At 69.0% G+C, this 26,184-nt stretch carries 20 protein-coding genes; 7 read left to right on the forward strand and 13 right to left on the reverse strand.

The genetic code is table 11. From position 1 onward, the window contains the following. Positions 1-92 precede the first annotated feature (92 nt). Entirely contained in the window at positions 93-971 is an 879-nt protein-coding gene (locus C5F75_RS27770) for an aldo/keto reductase family oxidoreductase (RefSeq protein ID WP_059640367.1), read from the forward strand. 50 nt (positions 972-1,021) lie between these two features. Here C5F75_RS27770 and C5F75_RS27775 read toward each other — a convergent pair whose 3' ends face one another. Further along, on the reverse strand, positions 1,022-2,224 hold the full coding sequence (locus C5F75_RS27775) for an MFS transporter (protein WP_060010326.1): 1,203 nt from the start codon (positions 2,222-2,224) through the stop codon (positions 1,022-1,024). A gap of 70 nt (positions 2,225-2,294) precedes the next feature. On the opposite strand from C5F75_RS27775, the gene C5F75_RS27780 reads away from it, so the two are divergent. Next, on the forward strand, positions 2,295-3,344 hold the full coding sequence (locus tag C5F75_RS27780; protein WP_060315850.1) for an AraC family transcriptional regulator: 1,050 nt from the start codon (positions 2,295-2,297) through the stop codon (positions 3,342-3,344). Between the two features lie 55 nt (positions 3,345-3,399). Here the strand turns inward: C5F75_RS27780 and C5F75_RS36930 are convergent, their stop codons facing one another. Together C5F75_RS36930 and C5F75_RS27790 are read right to left on the reverse strand one after the other, a co-directional pair. Then, on the reverse strand, positions 3,400-3,564 hold the full coding sequence (locus C5F75_RS36930) for a hypothetical protein (RefSeq protein ID WP_180278226.1): 165 nt from the start codon (positions 3,562-3,564) through the stop codon (positions 3,400-3,402). A gap of 68 nt (positions 3,565-3,632) precedes the next feature. Continuing rightward, entirely contained in the window at positions 3,633-5,549 is a 1,917-nt protein-coding gene (locus tag C5F75_RS27790) for a DUF3857 domain-containing protein (protein ID WP_104013025.1), read from the reverse strand. Positions 5,550-6,246: 697 nt separating this feature from the next. Between C5F75_RS27790 and C5F75_RS27795 the strand changes: the two genes are divergently transcribed. After that, a complete protein-coding gene (locus C5F75_RS27795) occupies positions 6,247-7,110 on the forward strand; it encodes a crotonase/enoyl-CoA hydratase family protein (RefSeq protein ID WP_104013026.1) in 864 nt (287 codons plus the stop codon). 48 nt (positions 7,111-7,158) lie between these two features. On the opposite strand, the gene pdeR is transcribed toward C5F75_RS27795, so the two are convergent. From pdeR to C5F75_RS27815, 4 genes are all read right to left on the reverse strand, one after another. Next, positions 7,159-9,162, reverse strand: coding sequence for a cyclic di-GMP phosphodiesterase (gene pdeR / locus C5F75_RS27800; RefSeq protein WP_060315859.1), 2,004 nt, complete (start codon positions 9,160-9,162; stop codon positions 7,159-7,161). Between the two features lie 574 nt (positions 9,163-9,736). Next, on the reverse strand, positions 9,737-13,375 hold the full coding sequence (locus tag C5F75_RS27805; RefSeq protein ID WP_104013027.1) for a hydantoinase B/oxoprolinase family protein: 3,639 nt from the start codon (positions 13,373-13,375) through the stop codon (positions 9,737-9,739). 121 nt (positions 13,376-13,496) lie between these two features. Further along, positions 13,497-14,795: an MFS transporter gene (locus C5F75_RS27810; protein ID WP_059640378.1), complete on the reverse strand. Its 1,299-nt coding sequence runs from the start codon at positions 14,793-14,795 to the stop codon at positions 13,497-13,499. Positions 14,796-14,879: 84 nt separating this feature from the next. Continuing rightward, on the reverse strand, positions 14,880-15,653 hold the full coding sequence (locus C5F75_RS27815; RefSeq protein WP_059640380.1) for a putative hydro-lyase: 774 nt from the start codon (positions 15,651-15,653) through the stop codon (positions 14,880-14,882). A gap of 205 nt (positions 15,654-15,858) precedes the next feature. Between C5F75_RS27815 and C5F75_RS27825 the strand changes: the two genes are divergently transcribed. Then, entirely contained in the window at positions 15,859-16,791 is a 933-nt protein-coding gene (locus tag C5F75_RS27825; RefSeq protein WP_059579973.1) for a LysR family transcriptional regulator, read from the forward strand. A 155-nt stretch (positions 16,792-16,946) separates the two neighbouring features. Then, positions 16,947-17,801, forward strand: a complete 855-nt coding sequence (locus C5F75_RS27830; protein ID WP_104013029.1) for a hypothetical protein — start codon at positions 16,947-16,949, stop codon at positions 17,799-17,801. A 10-nt stretch (positions 17,802-17,811) separates the two neighbouring features. Here the strand turns inward: C5F75_RS27830 and C5F75_RS27835 are convergent, their stop codons facing one another. The 5 genes from C5F75_RS27835 to C5F75_RS27855 all read right to left on the reverse strand — a co-directional run bounded on the left by C5F75_RS27835 (position 17,812) and on the right by C5F75_RS27855 (position 23,007). Further along, complete coding sequence (locus C5F75_RS27835; RefSeq protein ID WP_059579967.1) at positions 17,812-18,138, reverse strand: antibiotic biosynthesis monooxygenase family protein; 327 nt, start codon at positions 18,136-18,138, stop codon at positions 17,812-17,814. Positions 18,139-18,203: 65 nt separating this feature from the next. Continuing rightward, positions 18,204-19,190: a YkgJ family cysteine cluster protein gene (locus C5F75_RS27840; protein WP_059579965.1), complete on the reverse strand. Its 987-nt coding sequence runs from the start codon at positions 19,188-19,190 to the stop codon at positions 18,204-18,206. Beyond that, complete coding sequence (locus tag C5F75_RS27845; protein WP_059579961.1) at positions 19,184-19,996, reverse strand: MetQ/NlpA family lipoprotein; 813 nt, start codon at positions 19,994-19,996, stop codon at positions 19,184-19,186. The genes C5F75_RS27840 and C5F75_RS27845 overlap by 7 nt, the downstream gene beginning before the upstream one ends. After that, positions 19,993-21,042, reverse strand: a complete 1,050-nt coding sequence (locus C5F75_RS27850; protein ID WP_059579958.1) for a formylglycine-generating enzyme family protein — start codon at positions 21,040-21,042, stop codon at positions 19,993-19,995. The genes C5F75_RS27845 and C5F75_RS27850 overlap by 4 nt, the downstream gene beginning before the upstream one ends. A gap of 15 nt (positions 21,043-21,057) precedes the next feature. Next, positions 21,058-23,007: an arylsulfatase gene (locus tag C5F75_RS27855; RefSeq protein WP_059579955.1), complete on the reverse strand. Its 1,950-nt coding sequence runs from the start codon at positions 23,005-23,007 to the stop codon at positions 21,058-21,060. A gap of 275 nt (positions 23,008-23,282) precedes the next feature. On the opposite strand from C5F75_RS27855, the gene C5F75_RS27860 reads away from it, so the two are divergent. Further along, positions 23,283-23,996 carry a hypothetical protein gene (locus C5F75_RS27860; protein ID WP_104013030.1) on the forward strand — a complete coding sequence of 238 codons (714 nt, stop codon included), beginning with the start codon at positions 23,283-23,285 and terminating at the stop codon, positions 23,994-23,996. A 94-nt stretch (positions 23,997-24,090) separates the two neighbouring features. Here C5F75_RS27860 and C5F75_RS27865 read toward each other — a convergent pair whose 3' ends face one another. Then, positions 24,091-25,020 (reverse strand): LysR family transcriptional regulator, encoded by a 930-nt coding sequence (locus tag C5F75_RS27865; protein WP_104013031.1) that lies wholly within the window; start codon positions 25,018-25,020, stop codon positions 24,091-24,093. 131 nt (positions 25,021-25,151) lie between these two features. Between C5F75_RS27865 and C5F75_RS27870 the strand changes: the two genes are divergently transcribed. Continuing rightward, positions 25,152-26,171: a zinc-dependent alcohol dehydrogenase family protein gene (locus tag C5F75_RS27870; protein ID WP_104013032.1), complete on the forward strand. Its 1,020-nt coding sequence runs from the start codon at positions 25,152-25,154 to the stop codon at positions 26,169-26,171. The last annotated feature ends 13 nt before the right edge of the window (positions 26,172-26,184 follow it).

The following is a 26,184-nucleotide window of genomic DNA, read 5'->3' on the forward strand; positions in this document are numbered from 1 at the left end:
TTTCGTACAACCCGTGCGAATTATGCCCGCTTATCGCGCAGCCGACTCGTCCTTATGCTGAACGCATTCATCTCTTCGACAGGAGTAAGGTCATGCCCGATATTCGCCACATCGCCACCTTCAGGCTCGGCGATCGCCCCGTCAGACGAATCGGCTACGGCGCGATGCAGCTTGCAGGCCCCGGTGTATTCGGCCCGCCGAAAGATCGCGAAGCCGCATTGAACGTGTTGCGCGAAGCCGTCGAATCCGGCGTCGACCATCTCGACACCAGCGACTTCTACGGCCCGCACGTGACGAACCGGCTGATTCGCGACGCGTTGCATCCGTATCGCGACGATCTCGTGATCGTCACCAAGATCGGCGCGCGACGCGGCGACGACGCGTCGTGGCTGCCCGCCTTCGCGCCCGACGAACTCGAACGGGCCGTGCACGACAACCTGCGCAACCTTGGGCTCGACGTGCTCGACGTCGTGAACCTGCGCATCATGTTCGACACGCACGGGCCGGCCGAAGGATCGATCGAGGCGCCGCTGGCCACGCTCGCCGAGCTGCAGCGGCGCGGGCTCGTGCGGCACATCGGCCTGAGCAACGTCACGCCCGCGCAGGTCGCGCAAGGCCGGCGGATCTGCGACATCGTCTGCGTGCAGAACCACTACAACATCGCGCACCGGGGCGACGATGCGCTGATCGACGCGCTCGCCCGCGACGGCATCGCATACGTGCCGTACTTCCCGCTCGGCGGCTTCTCGCCGCTGCAGTCGTCGACGCTGTCCGGCGTGGCCGCGCGCATCGGCGCGACGCCGATGCAGGTCGCGCTTGCATGGCTGCTGCGCCGCGCGCCGAATCTGCTGCTGATTCCGGGCACGTCGTCGGTCGCGCACCTGCGCGAGAATCTCGCGGCAGCCGACCTCGATCTGCCGGCCGACGCGCTCGCGGAACTCGACCGCATCGCGGGCGCCGACGCCGCGTGACGCGCGGATAATCCGCCTGGCAGCCCGTGCAACGCGGGCCGCCACGCCGGTCAGGACGCGGCCACGCCGACGCGCTTCGGCACGCCGGTGACGATCGTCGCGACCGCCACCGCCAGCACGATCGCCGCGCCGACGAACACGCCCGCCGCGCCGTTCGCGTCGAACACGACGCCGCCGGCCGCGGCGCCCGTCGCGATCGCGAGCTGGATCGCCGCGACGATCAGCCCGCCCGCGCTCTCGGCCTCGTCGGGCACGGTGCGCGTGACCCACGTCGACCACGCGACCGGCACGCCGCCGAACGCCATCCCCCACAACGCGACCAGCACCGCGTCGATCATCGGCGCACGGCCGAGCGCGACGAGCGCGATGCCGAGCACGACCATCAACGCGGGCATGCCGATCAGCATCGGCCGCAGCCGGTGTTCGAGCACGCGGCCCGCGAGCGACGTGCCGACGAAGTTCGCGATGCCGTAGCCGAGCAGGATCGCCGACAGCCCGTTCACGCCGACGCCCGCCACCTGTTCGAGGAACGGCCGCAGATACGTGAAGAACGCGAAATGGCCGGTGAACACGAGGATCGTCGCGAACATCCCGAGGCCGACGGTCGGCCGGCGCAGCACGTCGATCAGCGTGCGCAGCCGCGTCGTGCCGCTCGGCGGCATCGACGGCAGCGTGAGAAGCTGCGACACGAACGCGATGCCGCCGAGCACGGCCGCGATCAGGAACACGTTGCGCCAGCCGATCAGGTGACCGAAGTAGCTGCCCATCGGCGCGGACGCGATGGTCGCGACCGCCACGCCGCTGAAGATGATCGACAGCGCGCGGGGCACCATCGCCGTCGGCACGAGCCGCATCGCGGTGGCGGTGGCCATCGTCCAGAAGCCGCCGAGCGCGATGCCGAGCACGACGCGGCCGAACAGCAGCACGCCCAGGTTCGGCGCGAACGCGACGGCGAGGTTCGACGCCACGAGCAGCACCGAAAACACGAGCAGCACGCGCCGCCGGTCGATCGTGCGCGTGAGCGCCGAGATCAGCAGGCTCGTGACGAGCGCGACCGTGGCGGTGGCCGTGACGGCCTGCCCGGCCACGCCTTCGGTCACGCCGAGGCTCTCGGCCATCGGCGTGAGCAGGCTCGCCGGCAGGAATTCGGCCGTGACGAGCCCGAACACGCCGAGCGCCATCGCGAATACCGCGCCCCAGGCCGGTTCGCGGGGGGCCGCCGTCGAGGCGGCCGGGGAGATTCCGGGATTCATGCGGGATTCCGTGTCGGTTAGGGAAAGTACTGATGAGGGCGTATCGTAAGGAACAGCGGCAGGACGGTCTATGACGTACAATCCGTTCCTGTTGATCGATCGTCCGTATCTCACGATGTCCGAACCCCTTCTGCCGCCGATTCCCGATGCGCACGACCTCGTCAGCGAGTTGCTGCTGGGGATGCGCCTGAGCGGCGTCCAGTACCGCCGCATCCAGGTCGCGCGGCCGTTCGGGCTGAATTTCGGCCATGCGCCGGGCCGCGCGCAGTTCCATTTCGTCGTGCGCGGGCCCGTGCTGCTGCGCGACGCGTCGGGCGAGACGATGCGGCTCGAGGCCGGCGACGCGATCCTGTTGCCGCACGGCGGCATGCATGCGCTGGTATCCGATCCGGATGTGCCGTGCCGCGAGATCAACGGCTTCGAGGCCAGGAAGATCTGCGATACGGTGGCGTCGGTCGCGTCGGCCGGCATGTCGCCCCCGACCTGCGCGACGACGGAACCCGGCGCCGGCGATGCGCTGATCTTCAGCGCGTGCATGGAACTCGACCTCGGCGGCATGCAGCCGCTCGTCGGCACGATGCCCGCGTTCATGCACGTGGGCACGCTGCTCGCGCGCTACCCGGAGATCCGCCCGATGCTCGACGCGATGGAGCGCGAGGCGTGCACGGCGCGCGCGGGCTTCGCGGGCATCCTCGCGCGGCTCGCGGACGTGGTCGCGGCGTTCATCGTGCGCGGCTGGGTCGAGTGCGGATGCGGCGATGCGACCGGCTGGGTGCAGGCGCTGCGCGAGCCGAAGCTCGGCCGCGCGATCGTCGCGCTGCATCGCGACCCGGGCCGCAACTGGAGCGTCGCGGAGCTCGCGACCGAAGCGGGCGTGTCGCGCTCGGTATTCGCCGAGCGTTTTCTCGCGGCCACCGGGATGACGCCCGTGCGCTACCTGACCGAGCTGCGGATGCGGCTCGCCGCGCAATGGATCGCGCGCGACCGCGAGACGATCGAAGCCGTCGCGTACCGGCTCGGCTACGGTTCGCTCGCCGCGTTCAGCCGTGCGTTCAAGCGCGTGGTCGGCAAGCCGCCGGGCGCCGTGCGCGCGGACGGCAACGTGCACGCCGAAGCGTAACGCGCCGACGCGCGGCGCCGGTGGCGGCGGCGGCGGGGACGGGGGCCCGCGAGCGTCACTTCAACGCGTCGAGCCGGTCGACCAGCGCCGTCGCGCACCGCACCGCGAGCGCCGCGCACTGCTCCGCGTCGACTGCCGCGCCGGTCGCGACCGTGCCCTGCACGATCCTGCCCAACAATTCCTTCGAGAGTTCGGCGATCTCGTGATCCCGTTCCGTCATGATGTCCTCCTTCGCGTCGGCGATTCCGGTGATTCGCCCGTTCGGAGCGAATGCCGTGCCCGCGCCGCTCAACGCTGCTTCGCCCGCACGACGATCTGCGCCTGCGTGTCGCGCTCGATGCGCTCGAGCGACGCGCGCAGCGCCGTGAATTCGTCCGGCGTACAGACCTGCCGGCCGAAATCGGCGTTCATCCGCCGCGTGACCTGCACGACCCGCGCGGCCGCATCGAACACGTAATGCGACGTGAAGTCGACGAAGCGGTCGTGCACGGCCGTATCGGCCGGCAGGTCGGTCACGGCGACGCCCGCCGGCAGCGCGATCTGGCCGGTCTCGTCGAACGTGCCGCCGAGGCAACCCCACGGCTGCGTGCGCACGGGCTCCGCCAGCCACGTCTCGACCTGTGTCGCGATGCCGCCCGTGACGCTCGACAGCACGGGCAACGCGGTCGTGCCGTCAGGCCACACGAAATGATCGAGCGTGCCGGTAATCGTCACGTCGAACGGGCCTGTCGACACGCGCCGGTCGCTGGTCGACAGTTGCGCGCGGCCGCGCAGGCCGCTTTGCCGCAGGCGCTCGTTCGCGAGTTGCGCGATGCGCTCGCGCGACGCGCGGCGAAACAGGTTGCGTTCGAGCTCGGCCGCCCAGCCGTCGTCCTCGACATAGGCCTGAACGCGCGCGGCGCCGGGCTGCGCGGCATCGATCGCGATCCGCGCGATGCGGCCGCGCGGCTGCGTGGCCGGCGTGCGCGACAGCACGCCCGTATCGACCAGCAGCGCGGGGCGGTCCATCACGATCGGCGGCAGGTAGCCGAACGCGATGCCGGCCGTCGTCGTATCCGCGTAGAGGCCGAGATCGGGCAGCCACGTGATCGCATGATTGATCGCGCCGGCGCCGTAGCCGGGCACCGACGGCAGCGTGTACACGGCGCCGAGATTGATCAGCACCGGTTCGCTGCGAATGCCGACCGCCGCGAGCAACGCGCCGAACAGCGCGACGTGATCCTTGCAGTCGCCGTAGCGGTTGCGCAGGATGTCGGCGACGCGATGCGGCGCGGCGGCCGTTTCGCCGAGAAACAGCCCGACGTAGCGCACGTTCGCCTGCACCCAGTCGTACAGGATGCGCGCCTTGTCGCGCGGAGCGACGGCATCCGCCGTGAGCGCACGCGCCAGTTGCACGACGGCCGGATCGTTCGCGCCCGGATCGACGGCCGCGTTGCGGTAGCGCGCGGCGAACGCCGCGTAGTCGGGCAGCGTCGACACGACGAGCCGGTCGCCGTAGGTCGGGTAGCCGACCGCGCCGCTCTCGATGCGATCGTACGCGCCGTGCCGGTAGTCGAATTCGTAGCGCGTGCGGCCGTTCGCCGTGACGGGCGGCAGCGCGACGTAGCCGCGCGCATCCGCGTACAGCGGCATGTCGGCCGGCACGTCGAAGATCAGCCGCTGGTTGTCGACCGGCTCGCGCGACGGCTCGACGGTGTAGCCGAAATAGCCGCGATTGACGGGCTTCGTGCGGGTCTTGCGGAACGCGACGCGCGTGCTCGACCCGGCTTCGACGCCGGGGAACACGACGGTGCGCAGCAGCCCGTCCTGGAACGTCGGCGCGCCGGCCGAGCGCGGCTCCTGCACGTCGCGGATGCCGTCCGCGCCGACCGGGTGCGCGACGCCGTCGCGGTCGATCGTCTCGGCCGCGAGCAACTCCACCTTCTCGAGATTCTTGTCGAACCACACGTAGCGCTGCGCGACCGCGTCGATGCCGTTCGCGTCATTCGCGCGCAGCGTCGAATCGTCGTGCTCGTCGAGCGAGCCGTCGCGCTGGATCACGAATTCGTGGACGTCGCTGACGAGCGTGACGGGCGCCGTATCGCCCGCGTCGCGAGCATCGCGCGTGTCGTGTGAGTCGCGCGTGTCGGCCGCGGCCGCCCCAGCGCCGAACGCCATGGCGCACGCGAGCAGGCAGCCGGTCCATCGGGAAGGAAAACGCACCACGTCGAAGCTCCCGCGCGTTCGTTGCCGGGCGTCAGCACCGCGCGCCGGCACGGCAGCCCGACCCGCATGACGCGCGCATGACGGCCGCCCGCGCCACCCTCACGCGTGGCCGTCGTGCGACCCAGTGTGGGCGACGTGCCGGCGAGCGTCAAGCCGCGCCATCGGGAAGCAGACATCATGCGGAGCAACACCGATTTCAAAATCGGCGACCTCGTGATTGCGTTCGCGTGGCTGCGCGTGATCCCGTTCTGCCTCTTGCCGGCGGCGCCGCATCTCGAACGGCGGCACCCGACACCGATCGGCGCCGCACGGTCATGCGCGCTGCGCGATCGCTCACGGCGAATCGGCGGGCCGCCACACCGATCGGCCCGACCCGCAACCGTCGATCGACGTCCCGACGTCATATTCGGCGCGCAAGCGACCGACGACGCCGGCCGCCTCATCGCCGGCGCGCCGCTCCGCTCGCGCCGCCGTCCCCCGCCGATCTCGGCCCCTAATCCCCAATCCACCGCCACCCGCCCCGTCGCCCGGACGCGATCCGCACCGGCGTCCCGCTCGTGCGTTGTTCCCCGCATTTCGACATTTGTGCGCGCGCAACAATGGCGATGCCTCGCGCCTGGCGCCCGGCGGGCGACCCGATTCCCGCAGGGCGCCGGGCGCGATGGTCTTCAAAAACCACATCTCACGAGGACATACCATGCAACTCCAATCCCATCCGGCGTGCCGCCCGTTTTACGAAGCCGGCGAACTCTCGCAACTGACGGCCTTCTACGAAGAAGGCCGGAACGTCATGTGGATGATGCTGCGATCGGAGCCGCGGCCGTGTTTCAACCAGCAACTCGTCACCGACATCATCCATCTCGCGCGCGTCGCGCGCGACTCGGGCCTCACGTTCGACTTCTGGGTGACGGGCTCGCTCGTCCCCGAGCTGTTCAACGTCGGCGGCGACCTGAGCTTCTTCGTCGACGCGATCCGCAGCGGCCGGCGCGATCAGCTGATGGCCTACGCGCGCTCGTGCATCGACGGCGTGTACGAGATCTACACCGGCTTCGGCACCGGCGCGATCTCGATCGCGATGGTCGAGGGCAGCGCGCTCGGCGGCGGCTTCGAGGCCGCGCTCGCGCATCACTACGTGCTCGCGCAGAAGGGCGTGAAACTCGGGTTCCCGGAGATCGCGTTCAACCTGTTCCCGGGCATGGGCGGCTATTCGCTCGTCGCGCGCAAGGCGAACCGCGGCCTCGCGGAATCGCTGATCGCGACCGGCGAGGCGCATGCGGCCGAGTGGTACGAAGACCAGGGGCTGATCGACGAGACGTTCGACGCCGGTGACGCGTATCTGGCGACGCGCACCTTCATCGACGTGACCAAGCCCAAGCTGAACGGCGTCCGCGCGATGCTGCGCGCGCGCGAACGCGTATTCCAGTTGTCGCGTTCGGAGCTGATGGACATCACGGAAGCGTGGGTGGATGCGGCGTTCACGATCGAGCCGAAGGATCTCGCGTACATGGAACGCCTGGTGATGCTGCAGAACCGGCGCGTGTCGAAGCTGCGCACGGTGTAATGCGACGGCGCCGCCGGCCGTCGGCGGCGCCTTTTTCCGGAACGAAGCTCAGGCGATCAGCCTGAGCTTCCTCGTCTCCGCGAGCCACGCCTCGAACGCCTGCGCCGGCATCGGCCGCGCGTAGTAGTAGCCCTGCGCGTGATCGACGTCGAGCTGCTTGAGGAATTCGGCCTCCGCATGCGTTTCGACGCCTTCGGCGATCACCGCGAAATTCAGCGCCTTCGCGAGCGACACGACGGAGCGCACCAGCGCCTGCGAGCGCGGATTGCGGTCGATGGCCGTGATGAAGGTGCGGTCGAGCTTGATCGCGTCGAGCGGCAGGCGCGACAACTGCGACAGCGACGAATAGCCGGTGCCGAAATCGTCGAGGTGGATTTCCGCGCCGAGCTGGCGGAACTGCCGCATCAGCCCGATCGCCGCTTCTTCGTCCTCGATGAAGCTGCTCTCGGTGAGCTCGATGTCGACGAGGCTCGGCTTGAGCCCCGCGCCGTCGAGAATCGATGCGAACTGGTGCACGATGTTCATGTCCTGCAACTGCCGCGCGGACACGTTCACCGCGATCCGGATGCCGAGCCCCTTCGCCTTCCACGCGGCGGCCTGCGCGGCCGCGGTGCGCATCACCCAGCGTCCGAGCGGCGCGATCAGCCCCGACTCTTCCGCGAAACGGATGAACTCGACCGGCGCGACGAGCCCGCGATCGGGCGACTGCCAGCGGATCAGCGCCTCGACGCCGTGCACGTCGCCCGTCGCGATGTCGACGACCGGCTGGTAGTGCAGCACGAACTGCTCTTCCTCGAGCGCCTTGCGCAGGTTCGTGTCGAGCCACATGTACTTCGCGACCTTCTGGTTCATCTCCAGCGAGAACACGCGGTACGTATGCTTGCCTTCTTCCTTCGCGACGTACATCGCGGTATCGGCGCTGCGGATCAGCGTCTCGAGCGAATCGCCGTGCTGCGGATACATCGCGATGCCGATCGAGCAGCTCGTGTAGACCTCCACCAGCCCGAGGTGGATCGGCGTGCGCAGCCGCTCGAGGATGATCTGCGCGGTCGCCTCGAGCAGCGGCCGCGTGCCGTGCTCGAACAGCACCAGGAACTCGTCGCCGCCGAGCCGCGCGAGCGTCGCGCCGGACGGCAGGCAGCCGCCGATGACCGCGGACACGTCCTGCAGCAGCCGGTCGCCGGTGATGTGCCCGTAGTGATCGTTGACGCGCTTGAAGTTGTCGAGATCGAGGAACAGGATGCCGACCTGGCCGCGCGTATTGGCGTCTTCCTCCGCGATCGCCGCGCGGATGCGCTCGCTGATCGCATGGCGGTTCGGCAGCCCGGTGAGCACGTCGGTATTCGCGAGCTCGGTGAGCCGCTGCTGCGCGTTGCGCTCCTCGGTGATGTCGATGCCCGAGCAGATCAGGAACTGCTCGTCGACGCCGCTGCCGCTCTGCACGAACTTGTTGCGGAACTGGAACAGGCGCGGCCCGTTGACCGTGTTGATGTAGCGCTCGACCGCGAACGGCTGGTTGCTCGCGAAGAAGCCCGTGATGTTGCTGCGCGACTGCGCGCCCTGCTCCGGGCTCATGAACAGCTCGAACGCGCTGCGGCCGATCACGTCGACCTCGCGCTTGCCCGTCACTTCCTCGCACAGGCGGTTGAAGCGCTGCACCATCCCGTTGCGGTCGAGGATCACGACGAGCGAATTGACCTCCGACACCACCTGCTCGGCGAACGCGAGCCCGTGCGACAGATCGCCGGCGACGGATTCGGTATCGGAATAGGCGGACGCCGTGCCGGCCCAGTCGACCGTGTTGATCTTCCTGCCGACGAGATGGAGGCTGACCGGACTGCCGAACAGCACGATGTCGAGCACGAGGTGCGACGTGACGCCGGTCAGCGCGCGGATGCGCGCGGCCTGCTCGGCCGTCAGCGCGACCGCGACGTTGGTCAGGCCGCGCACCGCGGCGAGTTCGAGCGCGTTGCTGTCGCTGCCGAGACGCCAGCAGGGGCTGCGCGTACCGACATGCGCCTCGAGCACCGCGCTATCGTTTTCGTCATCCATGGACACGCCCCGATCCAGAAAAAACGCACAGTGTAGACGGAGGCGAGCCGGCCGGCCGCCTTCCCGGGACGCGCGGTGCGCGGGCCGGCAGGGCGGACGCGATTGCCGTGACGGCGAGTCTCGTCCCGTACTTGTTTGCAGCTGATGCGACCGGCGTTCGCGCGTGATGCGCAGGTTCTGCCTTACGAATGAATGATGAGAGCCATCTTATCAAATGACGATGAGGATTGGCACTCACATTTAGAGCAGAGTGTCAAGGAATTGGGACTCGATTGGCAAGCCGGATTTTTCATGATTGGCAGCGTGCGAATGAGCGGGCGACGCGGCGCGTGCGGGGCGCCGCGTGCCACGCCGCGCGGCCCGACGGGCGGGCGGTCGCGGCCGATCCGAGAATATCGGGACAGATCGTTTGGCGACGCCGGGGCGGCCAGGTCGACCCGGATGCCGTGATCCGGTTTTTTGCTATTTTTGATTCAATTTGTGCGCGAATGCGCGGCTTTATTCCACAGTTCGTTGCAATGTCGTCCACCCGCCGCCCGCACCCGGCGCGGGATGTTCGCGCCGGGTGCACAGCTCAGCCTGCCGCGCCGTAGCCGCCGCCGCCCGGCGTTTCGACGACGAACACGTCGCCCGGCGCCATCTGCGCGCGGCCGATGTGATCGAGCGTCTCGATGGTGCCGTCCGCCCGCTCGATCGTGTTGCGGCCGAGCGCGCCGGCCTCGCCGCCTGCCGCGCCGAACGGCGCGTGGATCCGGTTGTTCGACAGGATCGACGCCGTCATCGGCTCGAGGAAGCGAATCCGCCGCACCGCGCCGTCGCCGCCGCGCCAGCGCCCGCCGCCGCCCGAGCCGGCGCGGATCCGGTGCGAATCGAGCCGCACCGGGTAGCGCCATTCGAGCACCTCCGGATCGGTGAGCCGCGAGTTCGTCATGTGCGTCTGCACCGCGCCGACGCCCGCGAAGCCGTCGCCCGCGCCGCTGCCGCCCGCGATCGTCTCGTAGTACTGGTAGCGATCGTTACCGAATGTGAAGTTATTCATCGTCCCCTGGCTCGACGCGACGCAGCCGAGCGCGCCGTACAGCGCGTTGGTGATCGCCGACGACGTCTCGACGTTACCCGACACGACGGCCGCCGGATACTCGGGGTTCAGCATCGAGCGGGCGGGCACGATCACGGTCAGCGGCTTCAGGCAGCCGGCGTTCAGCGGGATGTCGTCGCCCACCAGCGTGCGGAACACGTACAGCACGGCGGCCATGCAGACGGCCTTCGGCGCGTTGAAGTTGTTGTCGAGCTGCGCGGACGTGCCGGTGAAATCGATCTCCGCGCGCCGCGCCGTGCGATCGACGCGAATCGCGACGCGAATCTGGGCGCCGTTGTCGAGCGGGTAGCGGTACGCGCCGTCCTGCAGCGCGCCGATCACGCGCCGCACGGCTTCTTCCGCGTTGTCCTGCACGTGCCCCATGAACGCGAGCACGACGTCGCGGCCGAACTGCGCGACCATCCGGCGCAGCTCGTCGACGCCCTTCTGGTTCGCGGCGACCTGCGCGCGCAGGTCGGCCATGTTCTGCTCGACGTTGCGCGCCGGGTAGCGGCCCGACGCCAGCAGCGCGCGTGTCTCGGCATCGCGCAGCACGCCGGCCGACACGAGCTGCCAGTTGTCGATCAGCACGCCTTCCTCGTCGATATGGGTCGAATCGGGCGGCATCGAGCCCGGCGTCGTGCCGCCGATGTCCGCGTGGTGGCCGCGCGAGCCGACGTAGAACAGCGGCGCGTCCGAGCCGTCCGCGAACACCGGCGTGATGACCGTCACGTCCGGCAGGTGCGTGCCGCCGTGGTACGGGTCGTTCAGCATGAACACGTCGCCGTCGCGCATGCGGCCGCGGTTGCGCTCGATCACGGTGCGGATGCTCTCCCCCATCGAGCCGAGGTGCACGGGCATGTGCGGCGCGTTCGCGATCAGGTTGCCGTCGCCGTCGAAGATCGCGCACGAGAAGTCGAGCCGCTCCTTGATGTTTACCGAGTACGCGGTGTTCTGCAGCCGCAGCCCCATCTGCTCGGCGATCGACATGAACAGGTTGTTGAAGATCTCGAGCCGCACCGGGTCGGCGTCGGTGCCGAGCGAGCGGCGCGTCGGCAGCGGCGTCGTGCGCGTCAGCACGAGGTTGCCCTGCGCGGTCATCCCGGCGCGCCAGCCGGGCTCGACCACGGTCGTGCCGTTCTGCTCCGCGACGATCGCCGGGCCGTCGATCGCGTCGCCGGCGAGGAGCGTGTCGCGCACGTACAGCGCCGCGTCGTGCCACTGGCCGCCGGAATAAAAGCGCACGGCCGCGTGCGCTTGCGGCGCCGCGCCCGCCTCGCGCGGTGCGAGCGGCGCGATATCGACCGGCGCGTCCGAGCGGCCGATCGCCTCGACCGACGCGAGCTCGGCCACGAGCGGCGTGCCGGGCATCAGGAACGCGTAGCGCTGCCGGTACGCGGCCTCGAACGCCTGCTGCATCGCGGCGACGCTGCCGGCCGGTACGTCGAGCGCCGAATCGGTGCCCTGGTAGCGCAGGTGCACGCGCCGTTCGGTCACGATCCGCTCCGGCGGCACGCCCTGTTCGAGCAGCGCGCCGACGGCCTCGTCGGCCAGCCGGTCGAGCGCGGCGCTCAGCGCCGGCAGCGATTCGTCGGACAACACGGCTTCCACCGCGCGCTCGCGCATGGCCGTCTGGTCGGCAAGCCCCATCCCGTACGCGGACAGCACGCCCGCGAGCGGATGCGCGAACACCTGCGTCATCCCGAGCGCATCGGCCACGCCGCACGCATGCTGGCCGCCCGCGCCGCCGAACGTCGTCAGCACGTAGCGCGATACGTCATGGCCGCGCTGCACGGAAATCTTCTTGATCGCGTTCGCCATGCTGCCGATCGCGATCTCCAGGAACCCTTCGGCGAGCGCCTCGGGCGTCTCGCGCCGCCCGGTCGCCGCATGGATCTCGTCGGCGAGCGCCGCGAACTTCGCGACCACGCCGTCGCGGTCGAGCGGCTGGTCCGCCTGCGGGCCGAACACGCGCGGGAAATGATCGGGCTGGATCTTGCCGAGCATCACGTTGCAGTCGGTCACCGTCAGCGGGCCGCCGCGCCGGTACGCGGCCGGCCCCGGGTTCGCGCCGGCCGATTCGGGCCCGACGCGCAGCCGCGCGCCGTCGAAGCCGAGCACGGAGCCGCCGCCCGCCGCGACGGTATGGATGCTCATCATCGGCGCGCGCATCCGCACGCCGGCCACCTGCGTCTCGAACACGCGCTCGAATTCGCCGTTGTAGTGCGACACGTCGGTCGACGTGCCGCCCATGTCGAAGCCGATCACCTGGTCGAAGCCGGCCGCGCGGGCGGCGCGCACCATCCCGACGATGCCGCCGGCCGGGCCCGACAGGATCGCGTCCTTGCCCTGGAACGCATCGGCGCGCGTCAGCCCGCCACTGCTCTGCATGAACTGCAGGTTCACGCCCGGCATCTCGTGCGCGACCTGCTCGACGTAGCGGCGCAGGATCGGCGACAGGTACGCGTCGACGACGGTCGTGTCGCCGCGCGACACCATCTTCATCAGCGGCGACACCTGGTGCGACACCGACACCTGCGTGAAGCCGATGCGGCGCGCGAGTTCGGCCAGCGCGCGTTCGTGCGCGGTATGGCGGTAGCCGTGGATCAGCACGATCGCGAGCGCGCGCACGCCGCTGTCGAACACGCGGCGCAACGACGCTTCGGCACCCTGAACATCGAGCGGCACGACCACGTCGCCATGCGCGCCGACGCGCTCGTCGATCTCGACGACCGTCTCGTACAGCGCGTCGGGCAGCACGATGTCGAGATCGAACAGGCGCGGCCGGTTCTGGTACGCGATGCGCAGCACGTCGCGAAAGCCGCGCGTCGTCGCCAGCGCGGTACGCTCGCCCTTGCGTTCGAGCAGCGCGTTGGTCGCGACCGTCGTGCCCATCTTCACCATGTCGACGCGCTCGGGCGTGATCGGCTCGCCGGCCGCGAGGCCGAGCAGGTGGCGGATGCCGGCCACGGCCGCGTCGCGGTATTGCTCGGGGTTCTCCGACAGCAGCTTGTGCGTGACGAGCGTGCCGTCCGGCCGGCGCGCGACGATATCGGTGAACGTGCCGCCGCGGTCGATCCAGAATTGCCAGCGTGCGGCGTCGGAGGAAACGGGGGAAAGGTGTCGATCGGTCATGATGTCGGGTCGATGCGTCGTTGATTCGAGGGACGAGCGCCGCCGCACGGCGCGCGTCGCGCGCCGTGTCACGGTGTCGATGAAAGGGGAAGAAAAACGAACGGCCGGCCGCCGCCGTCGGTCAGGCGGCGTCGAGTTCGCGGCCGCGGGTCTCGGGCAGCGTCAGCGCGGCGACGATCACCACGCCGTAGGCGGCGACCGCGAAGATGCCGATGCTCGTGCCGAGCCCGTACTGCCTGGACAGCGCGCCGATCAGGAACGGGAACAGCGCACCGATCGCGCGGCCCACGTTGTAGCAGAAGCCCTGGCCGGAGCCGCGCACGCGGGTCGGGAACAGCTCGGTGAGGAACGCGCCCATCCCCGAGAAGATGCCCGAGGCGAAGAAGCCGAGCGGGAAGCCGAGCCACAGCATCGACGCGTTGGTCAGGTTCAGCGACGTGTACGAGAATGCGATCACCATCGAGCCGACCGCGAACAGGATGAAGTTCGGCTTGCGGCCGAGGCGGTCGGTCAGGTACGCGCTCGTCAGGTAGCCGACCCACGAGCCGAAGATGATCATCGCGAGATAGCCGCCGGTGCCCATCACGGTGAGATGCCGCTCGGTCTTCAGGAAGGTCGGCAACCACGTCGTGATCGCGTAGTAGCCGCCCTGCGCGCCGGTCGTCAGGAGCGCCGCGCGCAGCGTCGTCGTGATCAGCTTCGGCGCGAAGATCTCGGTGAGGCGCGGCGCGTCGGCCACTTTCGCCTGCGCGGCCTTTTCCTTCTCGTAGACGTCGGGCTCCTTCACGTAGCGACGGATCGCGACGACCAGCAGCGCGGGCGCGAGCCCGACGAGGAACAGCGCGCGCCACGCCTGCTCGGCCGGCAGCACCGAGAACAGCAGCGCATACAGCAGCGCGCAGAGCCCCCAGCCGATCGCCCAGCCCGACTGCACGAGGCCGACGGCCCGGCCGCGGTCGCGCGCGCGAATCACCTCGCCGATCAGCACCGCGCCGGCCGTCCATTCGCCGCCGAAGCCGAAGCCCATCAGCGCCCGCGCCGCGACCAGTTGGTGGTAGTTCTGCGCGAGCCCGCACAGCGCGGTGAACACCGCGAACCACAGCACCGTGAGCTGCAGCGTGCGCACGCGGCCGATGCGGTCGGACAGGATGCCGGCGATCCAGCCGCCGAGCGCCGACGCGAGCAGCGTGACCGTGCCGATGAAGCCTGCGTCGGCGAGCGAGATGCCCCAGGTCGCGACGAGCGTCGGGATCACGAACGACAGCATCTGCGTGTCCATCCCGTCGAGCATGTAGCCGACCTTGCAGCTCCAGAATGCGCGGCGCTCGCGCGGCTGCGCATCCGCGTACCACGAGAACAGGCCGCTGCGCGCGCGGCTCGCGGGCTCGGCGGCGGGCGCCGCGAAGGTCTTGCTTTCCATGGTGGTGCTCCTGTCGTTGTGCGCCGTCAAAGGGCGTGGGGTGCGGTGTGTCGTATGTGCGTGGCGTACCGGATGCCGGCCGCGTCAGAACACGGCCAGCGACGCGTTCGGGATGTCGGTCATCAGCATGTGGCCGGGCGTATGCGCGATCGCGATCGGCAGCTTCGCGTCCATCAGCGCGGTTTGCGGCGTCACGCCGCACGCCCAGAACACCGGCAGTTCGCCGTCGCGAATCGTCACCGCGTCGCCGAATTCGGGCGCGTTCAGATCCTCGATGCCGAGTTCCCGCGGGTGGCCGATATGGATCGGCGCGCCGTGCACGCCGGGGAACCGGCTCGTGATCTGCACCGCGCGAATGGCGTCGGCGCCGCGCAGCGGCCGCATCGACACGACCAGCTGGCCGCCGAAGATGCCCGCGCGGCGGTTCGCGATCGACGTGCGGTACATCGGCACGTTGCGACCTTCTTCGACATGGCGCAGCCCGATGCCTTCGCGGGCGAGCATGTCCTCGAACGAGAACGAGCAGCCGATCGCAAATACGACGAAATCGTCGCGCCACAGCGCTTCGAGCGACTCGACGCGCTCGGTCAGGCGGCCGTCCCTATATATGTTGTAGCTCGGCACGTCGGTGCGGATGTCGAGATCCTCGCCCAGCGCGTCGATCCGGAACGCACCCGGTTCGCCGACGCCCAGCAGCGGGCAGGCCTTCGGGTTGGCCTGGCAGAAGCGCAGGAAATCGTGCGCGTACGCGTCGGGCAGGATCGCCAGGTTCGCCTGGGCAAATGGGCCGCAATGGCCGGCGGTCGGGCCGCGGAACGCGCCGCGGCGCACGGACTGGCGGAATTCGGAAGGCGTCATGAGAATCGGTCTCGGGTCGGGATGACGTGGCGATGACGGTGGTGTGTCATCGGATACGGCAAAGAATAGAAAGGAAAAAATTTTGTCGCCAACGAGTTTTTTTGCGCCCGCTGTATAGAATTTCTTAACGTATCCGCGGGTTTTCCCCGGTCCCGTTCATTTTTCGTCGGCGGCAAGCTGCGCATCCACTGCTCGCCCGTCCACCATGAACACGCGTTTTCTCGAAACCTTCGTCACGCTCGCGAAGCTGCGCAACTTCCGCACGACCGCGGCTGCGCTGCACGCGACGCCGGCCGCGATCTCGCAGCGCCTGAAGGCGCTCGAGGACGAACTGCATACGGTACTCGTCGACCGCGACAGCCGTGAATTCCGGCTCACGCCGAACGGCGAATACCTGCTCGGCTATGCGAAAGCGGTGGTCGAGGCGACGCAGGAGCTGCAGGCCGCCGCGTCCGGCGAGAGCGCCCTGCGCGGCAAGCTGCGGCTCGGCGTGATCGAGACGGTCGTGCACAGCTGGCTGCCGCACTACATGCGGCGGCTTGCGGCCGACTATCCGCAGCTCGAGATCGACCTGACCGTCGACGTCAGCGTCGTGCTGCAGCGCCGGCTGATGGCCGGCGAGCTCGACCTGATCATCCGCGTCGAGGGCAGCGACGAGGCGTCGGTCGTATGCGATGCGCTCGCGAACTACCCGGTGCGCTGGATCGCGCGCGCCGGGCTGCTGCCGAACACGCGCACGGGCCTCGCGCGGCAGGTGCTGCGCCAGCCGATCCTCACCTACGGGCGCGGCACCGCGCCCCATCGCGCGCTGGAAGACATCGTGCGCACGCTCGCGCACGCGCACGGCGTGCCGCTGTCGGAGACGCGCATCACCGGGTCGCCGTCGATCTCGGTGATCGTGCAACTGGTGCGCGACGGCTTCGGCGTCGCCGCGATTCCGGTGCTGTTCGTCGACGCGCTGATCGAAAGCGGCGAAGTCGTCGAGCTGCCGCTGCAGCCGTCGCCGCCGTCGATCGTCGTGTCGATGTCGCGGCGGGCCGACGCGCCGCGGTTCGTGCACGGCGCATCGATCGCCGCGCGCGCGGCATGTCACGAGTATTGCGAGAAGAGCACGCGGTTGCTGGTCGAAGCGCTTTGACCGTGACGCGCCGGATATCGCGCGTTCGACATCGCGGCGCGAATCGCCCACAATCGCGTTCGGCGCGTCGCCACATCGGCGCCGCGCGTCGTGAATGACGGCCCCGCCGTCCGGCATTCGTCGCTTCGCATGATCGTGCACCACGAGAAGGCAACATGCAGATTCGCTCCGCTTCGCCCCGCCTGAACCTCGCGCGCATCGTGATCGTCGCGCTGTATGTCGCGTCGCTGCTGCCCGTCGCGGCCGAACCGCCGAATGCGGCCGGCGCGGTGAGCTGGTGGCACGGCTACACCGTGCTCGCGCTCGGGCCGCTCGCGATCCTCGACCTGCAATTCGCATGGCTCGGCAACCCGCTGCTCGTCGTCGCGCTGCTCAGGCCGAGCCGCACCGTGTCGGCGTTGCTGGCCGTCGTCGTGGTCTTTGCGCTCGGGTGGCATACGATCCCGACCGACGCGAACTACGAAACGATCCGTACGTTCGGGGCCGGATACTACTTGTGGGTTGCAGCGATCGCGGGCGCCGCCGCGCTACCGTGGATCGACGGGCGGGGGGCGCAGGAGGGCGGTGCGCCGGGCCTTGCCGCCGGCGCCGCGGACGCGGCCGTGCCGACCGGCACCGGCCCCCGCACCGCGGCCCGGCCGAATGCCCGGCCGCGCGGCTGGACCGTGACGGCAACCGATACGCGCATCGAGTCGACCGACCGGACCGGAGCGACGCGTGGCATCGCGCTGTCCGACCTCGGCGCGATCCTGATCGAAACCAACGACCAGGGGCCGTTCGCGTCGGATGTCTGGTGGGTCCTGTTCGATACGAACAGGCAATTCGCGTGCGCATTCCCGCAGGATGCGGAGGGCGCGAAGGCGGCGGTCGATCGGCTGCTCGACCTGCCCGGCATCGATCACCGCAAGGTCATCGACGCGCAGACGTCGATCCAGAACGCGACGTTCCCGATCTGGGAGCGCCCGGCGCGCGAACCGGCCACGCCGGGAGACGCCGGCGCGACCGCCTGACCGGCAGCCGTTACGCGGAGGGCCCCGCATGCGGCGGCGTCAGCTTGCCGTCGCCGTACTCGCGAAGCACCTGCGAAATCACGACGCGATACCCGTCCAGCCAGCGCGCGTGCTTCGCCTTGGCTTCGAGATGCGCGGGATGCTGCATCAATTGCCGCAGCGCCGCCTCGGATTCCCAGTAGTAGACGTTCTGGATCAGGCCAGCTTCCGCGTTCTCCCACGTTTCCTCGCCGAGATAGCCGGGCGTCGCGCGCGCCACGTCGGCGATCTGCCGGTCGAGCCGGTGGAATTCGTCGTCGTACTGCCCGGCACGGAAAATGAAGGTCGACGCGTACATGTCCGCTCGCTCTGCAACGATTGAAAGAGCGCCAAGTGTAAGGCACGCGCGGCGTACCGCGATCGTCAGGCGGCAAGCGAATCGGTGTCGACGCGATCGTCGAGCCACGCGTCGATGCGCGGCGCGTCCTCATGCGTTGCGGCTGCCGGAGCCGGCATGGCCGCAAGCGCGCGTCGCGCCCGTTCCAGCGCCTGCGCGAAGCCGCGCAATTCGCTCGTCGCCGGCCGGTCGTCGGCTCGTCGGCGCGCGAGCGCCGCTTCGATGCGGGTGCCGATCAACGCGAGTTGAGCATCGATCAAGTCGATGCACAGTGCGCGACAACGTGCGGAAACCGGTGCGACGGCCAACAGCACCGGCACGATCGACACGGTCAGGTAGCCGCCGGGCGCAAGCCGCGACAGCGCATGACGCACGTCGTGCCCGCCATCGGTCAACGATGCGAACACGGCGTCGCGCCACACCGCACGCTCGAACACGAGCGCATCGCGATGCGCGTCGAGCGCCGCACGATCCGCGACCTGCCCGGCCGTCACCAGCGGAATCGGAAACGCCCGCTCGCCGGCGGATTGCCCGCTTCCCGCCTCGACGATGCAGTTCGCGCCCAGCCACGCCGCATCGTCGCGCCGTGCCACGAGCACGCGCGACTGCAACCGGTCGGGCAGCATCGGATCGAGCGGCACCGCGCGGCAGATCGACGGCTTGTTCGCGTGCACGCCGCAACGGCCGTCGTCGGCGAGCGCCGCGCAGCGGCCCAGCGACGGATAGTCGTAGCCTTGCAGCGTCAGCGCGAGCCATTCGCCATGCACGCCGCCGCCGCGGTGGAACAACCGGTCCGCCAGCGCATCGGCGGCCGCGACGTCGGCCGCATCGAGCGCATGCTCGCGCCCGCCCGCCTGCCAGCGTTCGCCGATCCGCCGCTTCGGCACGCGGCGAATCGTCAACGCGCCGACGAAGCGATGCCGATGCCGGAACAGCTCGCGCAACGACAACGTGGGCGCGCTGTTGCAGCAGCGTCCGCACGCGTTGCACGCGAGCAGCCAGGTGTCTACCACGGCCGCCGCACCGAATCCTGGTAGCGCGTGAGGATGAAGCGCGCGACGTCGTCCGAGTGATACGCGGCGACGAGCTGCGCGACCCACGGCTTCGCGCGATCGGCGTCGCGCACCGTCAGCACGTTCGCATACGGCGAGCGGGCGTCCTCGAGGCTTATGCTGTCGCGCGCCGGCTGCAGCCCGAAGCGGGCCGCGTCGTCGCTGTCGATCGCGACGAACGCGGCCGTATCGAGCGCCGCGTAAAGCCGGTCGCGGCGCAGCGCGACGAATTTGAGCCCGAGCCGGTTGCCCGTCACGTCGCGCAGCGTCGCATGCAGGCCGGCTTTTTCGCGCAGCGTCACCAGCGTGTCGTTCTGCAGCAGCACGAGCGCGCGCGCCAAGCCGCGCGGATCGGCGGGAAGCGCGACCGTCGCGCCGGGTTGCAGTTCGTTCAGGCGCTTCAGCTTGCGCGAATAGAACGCCATCGGCAGCGTGACCGTCGGCGCGACTTCGGTCAGCGCATAGCGCTTGCGCGCACGCGTCGCGGCAAGCTGTTGCGCATCCTCGAAGCTGGCCGCGTCGATGCGCCCGTCGGCCAGCGCCGTGTCGATGCGCGACGCATCGTCGAACTCGACGACGTCGACGCTCAGCCCGCGCGCGGCCGCCACCCGCTTCACTTCGTCGAGAATCTGCGCATGCACGCCGCGCGTGACGCCCACGCGCACGGCCGGAGCGGCGGCTTCGGCGGCCATCGCCGCGCCGTGATGCACGACGCCACATGCGGCCAGCAGCCAGGCCGCCACCCAACGCCCGATGCGCGTCGTCATGACGCGTCCCTCAGGATCGTGCGGAAGCCGATATGCGACGCGCCGAGATCGGCTTCCTGCTGTTCGCGCGACGATGCGCGATAGCGCACGCAGTAATCGCGCGAGCACAGGAACGAGCCGCCCTTGATGACCATCGGCGTATCGTGCCGGTGCGTCGGCGGGGCGACGGCCGCCGTATCGCCGTTCGTGTGCGACTGATGCGGGCCCGTGTACGCGTCCTTCGTCCATTCCCACGCGTTGCCGATCATGTCGTAAAGACGAAAGCCGTTCGCCGCATAGCAGCCGACCGGCGCCAGCCCCGCATGGCCGTCCTCGGCCGAGTCGAGCACCGGAAACGCACCCTGCCAGTAGTTCGCGGCCGGCTTGCCGTGCGCATCGCGCGGCGCCGCATCGAGCGATGCGTCGTCGCGGCCGGCCTTGCCCGCATATTCCCATTCGGCCTCGGTCGGCAGGTCGCGGCCGAGCCAGTGCGCATACGCGAGCGCATCGCGCTGCGTGACGAGCGTCACCGGCAGGTTGCCGAGCCCGTCCACGTTGCTGCCGGGCCCGCGCGGATGCCGCCACGACGCGCCCTTCACCCACGACCACCACGCGAGGTCGCGCGCATTCAACTCGTCGCGCGTCGGCACATGGAACACCGCCGCGCCGCCCTGCTGCTCGGCCTCGGTCACGTAACCGGTCGCCTGCACGAATGCCGCGAACTGCGCGATCGTCACGTCGGTCTGGTCGATCCAGAAGCCGCCGACACGCGCGCGCCCGTCGCCCGCCGGACGCTCGTCCGCATAGCCGCGCGTGCTGCCGAACACGAACGCGCCGCCGCGCAGATGCACCATTCCGGCCTTCGGATCGTCGCGCCACTTCGCGGGCAACCCCGAATAGCGTTCGCACGCGCGCTCCGAACCGAGCGGCGCGAGCGCGCGGCCGCGATTCAGCTCGTCGAACGCGTCGCCTGCCGGCGCCGCCGGATTCGCATAGCCCGCCGCGAACGCGGCGGCGAACAGCGTGGCGGCCAGCGCCGCGCCGATCGTCCAGAAACGCAACCGCATCGTCTCGCCCCGCGATCAGTAATAGCCGCGCGGACGCAGCGGCTCGACACCGCCGACGTTGCTCATGTAGGCCTTCCACTGGTCGACGAGCGTGCCGACCACCGACGGGTTCTGCGCGGACACGTCGGTCGTCTCGCCGCGATCCGACGCGAGGTCGTACAGTTGCCAGTGACCGTCGAGCGGCCCGAGCGGCGGCTCGGTCCACAGCGCCTTCCAGCGGCCGTCGGCGCTGCGCAGGTACGCGCGACCGTACGCTTCGTCGCCGAACGGCGTCGTGTGCACCTCGCCCGTCGCCGAGCCGGTGAGCACGGGCAGCAGCGACTGGCCGGTGACCGGATACACGTAGCGGTTGTTGTAGACGACCTTGCCCTTGTTCTGGTCGACGCCCGTCAGCGTGTTGACGAGCGGCGGCGCCGGCTGCGACGGCGGCGTGACGCCCGCGACCGCGAGGAACGTCGCCGTGTTGTCGGTCACGTGCGTGAACGCGCGCAGCGTCGGCAACGGCTGCGACTGGCCCGGCAGGTGCACGATCGTCGGCGTCGATACGCCGCCTTCGCCCGAATAGCCCTTCGTGAGCCGGAACGGCGCCGCGCTCACTTCGGCCCAGCGCAGCCCGTACTGGAGGCGCTGCGCATTCTGCTTGCCATTGTCGGTGCCGAGCGCGGAATAGACCGGCTCCTGCGCGTTCGCGGTGTCGGTGGCGGTCGGGTCCGCGCCGGAATCGATCGGCCAGCCTTCCGCGCCGTTGTCCGACTGGAACATGATGAACGTGTTGTCGTATTCGCCGATGTCCTTCAGATGCTGGATCAGGAGTCCGATGTTGTAGTCGAGGTTCTCGACCATCCCCGCGTAGATCTCCATGTAGCGCGCCTGCGCCTTCCGCTCGGCCGGCGACAGGCTCGACCACAGCTTGTCGACCTTGCCGCTGCCGTAGTCGCTGTAGCCGTCCGCGGCCGAATGTACCGCGCTGATGTACTTCGCGTTCGCGGTGCCGTTGTTCGCGGTCGCGGGCGATGCCGTCGTCGTCTCGGGCAGCCCGTCGAATGGCTTGAAATCCGCCGGAATCAGGCCGAGCGCCTTCTGTCGCGCGATCCGCGCGTTGCGGATCGCATCGTAGCCGGCGTCGTAGACGCCCGCATATTTGTGCAGCCACGGATCGGGCACCTGCAGCGGCCAGTGCGGCGACGTATAGGCCGCGTACGCGAAGAACGGCTTGCCGTCCTGCCTGTTCGCATCGATGTACGAGATCAGCTTCTGCGTATAGAAATCGGTCGAATAGAACACGGCCGGGCTGCCGCCCGCGCCGCCCGGCTGCCCGGGCTGGCCCGGTTGCACGTAGCGGCCGTCTTCCGTGTAGTTCGACGAGCCGGCCGGCTCGTGCGCGAAGTGGTTCGTCGCCGCGCCGCCGAGCAGCACGTAGCTGCGCTCGAAGCCCCACTGGTCGGGCGTCTGCCCGCTACCCGTCGTACTGCCGACGATTCCGGAGCCGATGTGCCACTTGCCCGCGATATAGGTGTGATAGCCGGCGTCCTTCAGCAGTTGCGCGAACGACAGCGCGCGGTCGTTCAGGTAGCCTTCGTAGCCGGGCAGCCCGCGCCGCTCGTCGGTCGGCACGCCCATCGTGCCTTCGCCGACGAGATGGTGATCGGTGCCCGACACCAGCATCGCGCGCGTGATCGCGCAGACGGTGCCCGTGTGATGGTTCGACAGGATGCGGCCCGATGCGACGAGCGCGTCGAGGTTCGGCGTATTGATCTCGCCGCCGAATGCGTGGATGTCGGAATAGCCGAGATCGTCGGCCATGATGTACAGGATGTTCGGGCGCTTGGCCGACGGCGTCGCGCTGGCCTGCGGCGGCGGATTGCTGTCGACGCCGCCGCACGACGCGAGCGACACCGCGCCGGCAATCGCGGCGCAGACGACACGGAAACGAACGGCATGCAACGGCGACGCGGACTTTTTCATTTTTGTTGACGCTCGAGCTACGGGAGCGGCGATCTTAGCGTTGCTCGCGCGGCGCCCAAAGTCGGATTCGTCACATGCTAACGGGGTGCGGGAATATGCGGCTCAAGCAGCGCGTGCTTGCCCATGCTTTCCAAACCGTAATCGAGACAGGAATGCGCATCCCCGCCCCATCATCCCGTCGTGCGCCGTCGTTCACGCGCGCATCCGCATGTTGATGTCGCTTTCAAGACCATGCAGGCACGCCATCCAACCATCGAATTTTCATCGGAGTCGTCATGTCGAAAATCACGGAACTACTGAAAACGCTCGATACTTGCGAGCCTTACCGTCCAATAAAAACGTTGTCTATGGAGCGCGCGCGGAAGGCCTCCACACTCCTCCTTGGCAGTGGCGGCTTCTGCTTTCTGCTGCTCCTCTTGTTAGCCGGGTGGCATAAATTGGCGGCTGCCGAGTGGCAGGTGATTCCGGCAGTCACACTCTATACCTTTACAGTCGTCCTCAGCCTGCTCTCTCTCGTTGTGGAACCCATCGTCGGCGTCGTAAAGATGTGTCACTGGAAGCAAGAAGCGCTGGATACGCTCATCCGCGAGATAGAAACCGACGAAAAGAACGCCCGATTGCTGAACAGCTATGCGGACGACACCCTCAAATGCGCGCAGCATTGCCTGCGGATCAAGGTGAAACGCCTCGATTCGCGTGTCGCTTCATTCTTTGGTAGCGGCGCGGCAGCATATGCGCTTCTTGCCATCACGTTCACCAACATTAAGGATGCGGGTGGATTGCCGTGGCTGGGGAATACGCTGGCGAGCGGATTCGTCTCCGGAAACTTCATCAACACGGCGATTCTCTGGGGTATCGCCCTCGTCTTTGGATTGTCCGTCGGCTCCATGATGATGAGGCGGGTCCAGTCGCGCTTCGCGTACCAACTCGAAGTGATCGAACTGACATTGTTACGCCGAGCGTTGGAGACAATGGAAAAGAATACGTAGCGCCTTACCGGTTACCTTCTCGATATGTGAGACGAGAGCAAGCGCGACGTGCAGCCAACCGGATTGCGCGCCGTCATCGGAGAATCGGCCGCCGTCATGCGCGCTCGCCGTTCGCGTCGTCCGACGCCAGCATCCGCGGAATCTCGTCGACCAGCGCATCGACGACCACCCGCACCTTCGACGGCACGTGACGCGCAGCCGGCCGCACCGCGAACACCTCGGCGCCCGACACGCTGTCGCTGTCCATCACGAGCGCGAGACGGCCGTCGCGCACGTACGGCGCCATCAGCCAGCACGGCAGCCACGCGAGGCCCGCACCGGCGGCGGCCGCGTCTGCGATCGCCTGCAGGTCGTCTAACCGCAGGCGGCCGGCCGCGCGATGGTCGTGCACCGCGCCGTCCGCGCCGATGATCCGCCACGGCGCCGGCTGTCCGCCGCGCGAATACGCGATGCCGACGTGCGACGCGAGTTCGGCGAGCCCCGCTGGCCGGCCGTGACGCGCGAGATACGCGGGCGATGCGCAGATGCCCATGCGCTGCACGCCGAGCTTGCGGCCGACCAGCGCGCTCGTATCGGCCAGTTCGCCGATGCGCACCGCCAGGTCGAAACCGTCGTTGACGAGGTCGGCCACGCGATCGCTGAACGACACGTCGATTTCGAGCCGCGGATGACGCTCGACGAGGCGCCGCACGACGGGCGCCACGCATTGCCGCCCGAACAGCACGGGCACGCTGATGCGCACGCGCCCGACCGGCTCGCGGCGGCCCGCGTCGAGCGCGGCCTCCGTCTCGCCGAGTTCGGCGAGCAGCCGCCGGCACTGCTCGTAATAGACGTGCCCTTCGTCGGTCAGGCCGAGCTGGCGCGTCGTACGCTGCAGCAGCCTCGCGCCGAGACGCTGTTCGAGCCGCGCGACGATCTTCGCGACCGCCGAGCGCGTCATGCCGAGGCGCAGCGCCGCCGCCGCGAAGCTGCCCGATTCCACCACGTCGACGAATTCGGCGACGCCTCTGAGCCGTTCGTCCATGTCGTTCCGCTCCGATGAAATGGGATGACAGGGTTGTTTCCACACCGGCGACAATCATTGGCCGAATTCTCGCCAATGCGTCCCCGGGCGCGACACTATGATAGTCCCGACTATCTCGAAAAGGAGCCGACATGCATGCATGGCAAATCAAACCGGGCGACGGCATTGCCGGGCTCGGTCGCGTCGATGCGACGGAACATCCGGTCGGGCCGACCGACGTCGTCGTGAAGATCCACTCGGCCGCGCTGAATTATCGCGACCTGATGTTCGCGCGCGGCGACTATCTCGGCATCGGAAAGGAAGCGCTGATCCCGGTCGCCGACGGCGCCGGCGAAGTCGTCGAGACCGGCCGCGACGTCACGCGCTTCAAGCCGGGCGACCGCGTGATCAATACCTATTTCCCGCGCTGGATCGACGGGCCGCCGACGCCGCACAAAGTATCGGGCTCGCCCGGCGCGCAATTCGACGGCGTGCTGGCCGAACGCTTCGTCGCCGACGAAACGGCGCTGGTGGCGATTCCCGCGCATCTCGACTACGACAAGGCGGCGACGTTGTCGTGTGCGGGCGTCACCGCGTGGAACGCGCTGTTCGTCGACGGCGGGCTGGCGCCGGGCGCGACTGTCGTGCTGCTCGGCACCGGCGGCGTGTCGATCATCGCGCTGCAGCTCGCGCAGGCGGCCGGGCTGCGCACGATCGTGACCTCGTCGAGCGACGCGAAGCTCGAACGCGCCCGCGCACTCGGTGCGAACGCAACGATCAACTATCGCGCGACACCCGAATGGCAAAACGAAGTGCTGCGGCTCACCGGCGGCGCCGGCGCGGATCTGGTCGTCGAAGTCGGCGGCCGCGACACGCTGCCGCGCTCGGTCGCCGCGACGAAGCTGGGCGGCCTCGTGTCGGTGATCGGCGGACTCAGCAGCTTCGGCGGCCCGGAACTCGCGCTGCTGCCGCTGATCGGCGGCTTCCGGCGGCTGCACGGCTTCATGGTCGGCAGCCGCACGATGCTCGACGACGTCGTGCGGCTCGTCGACGCGAAACGGATCGAGCCGGTGGTCGATCGCGTGTTCGGCTTCGACGAAGCGCCGCAGGCGTATGCGTACCTGGAGTCGGGGCAGCACTTCGGCAAGGTCGTGATTCGCGTCGCTCAGTGAGCGACGCGAGATG

The sequence above is a fragment of the Burkholderia anthinoferrum genome, assembly GCF_002925705.1.
Taxonomy (GTDB): domain Bacteria; phylum Pseudomonadota; class Gammaproteobacteria; order Burkholderiales; family Burkholderiaceae; genus Burkholderia; species Burkholderia semiarida.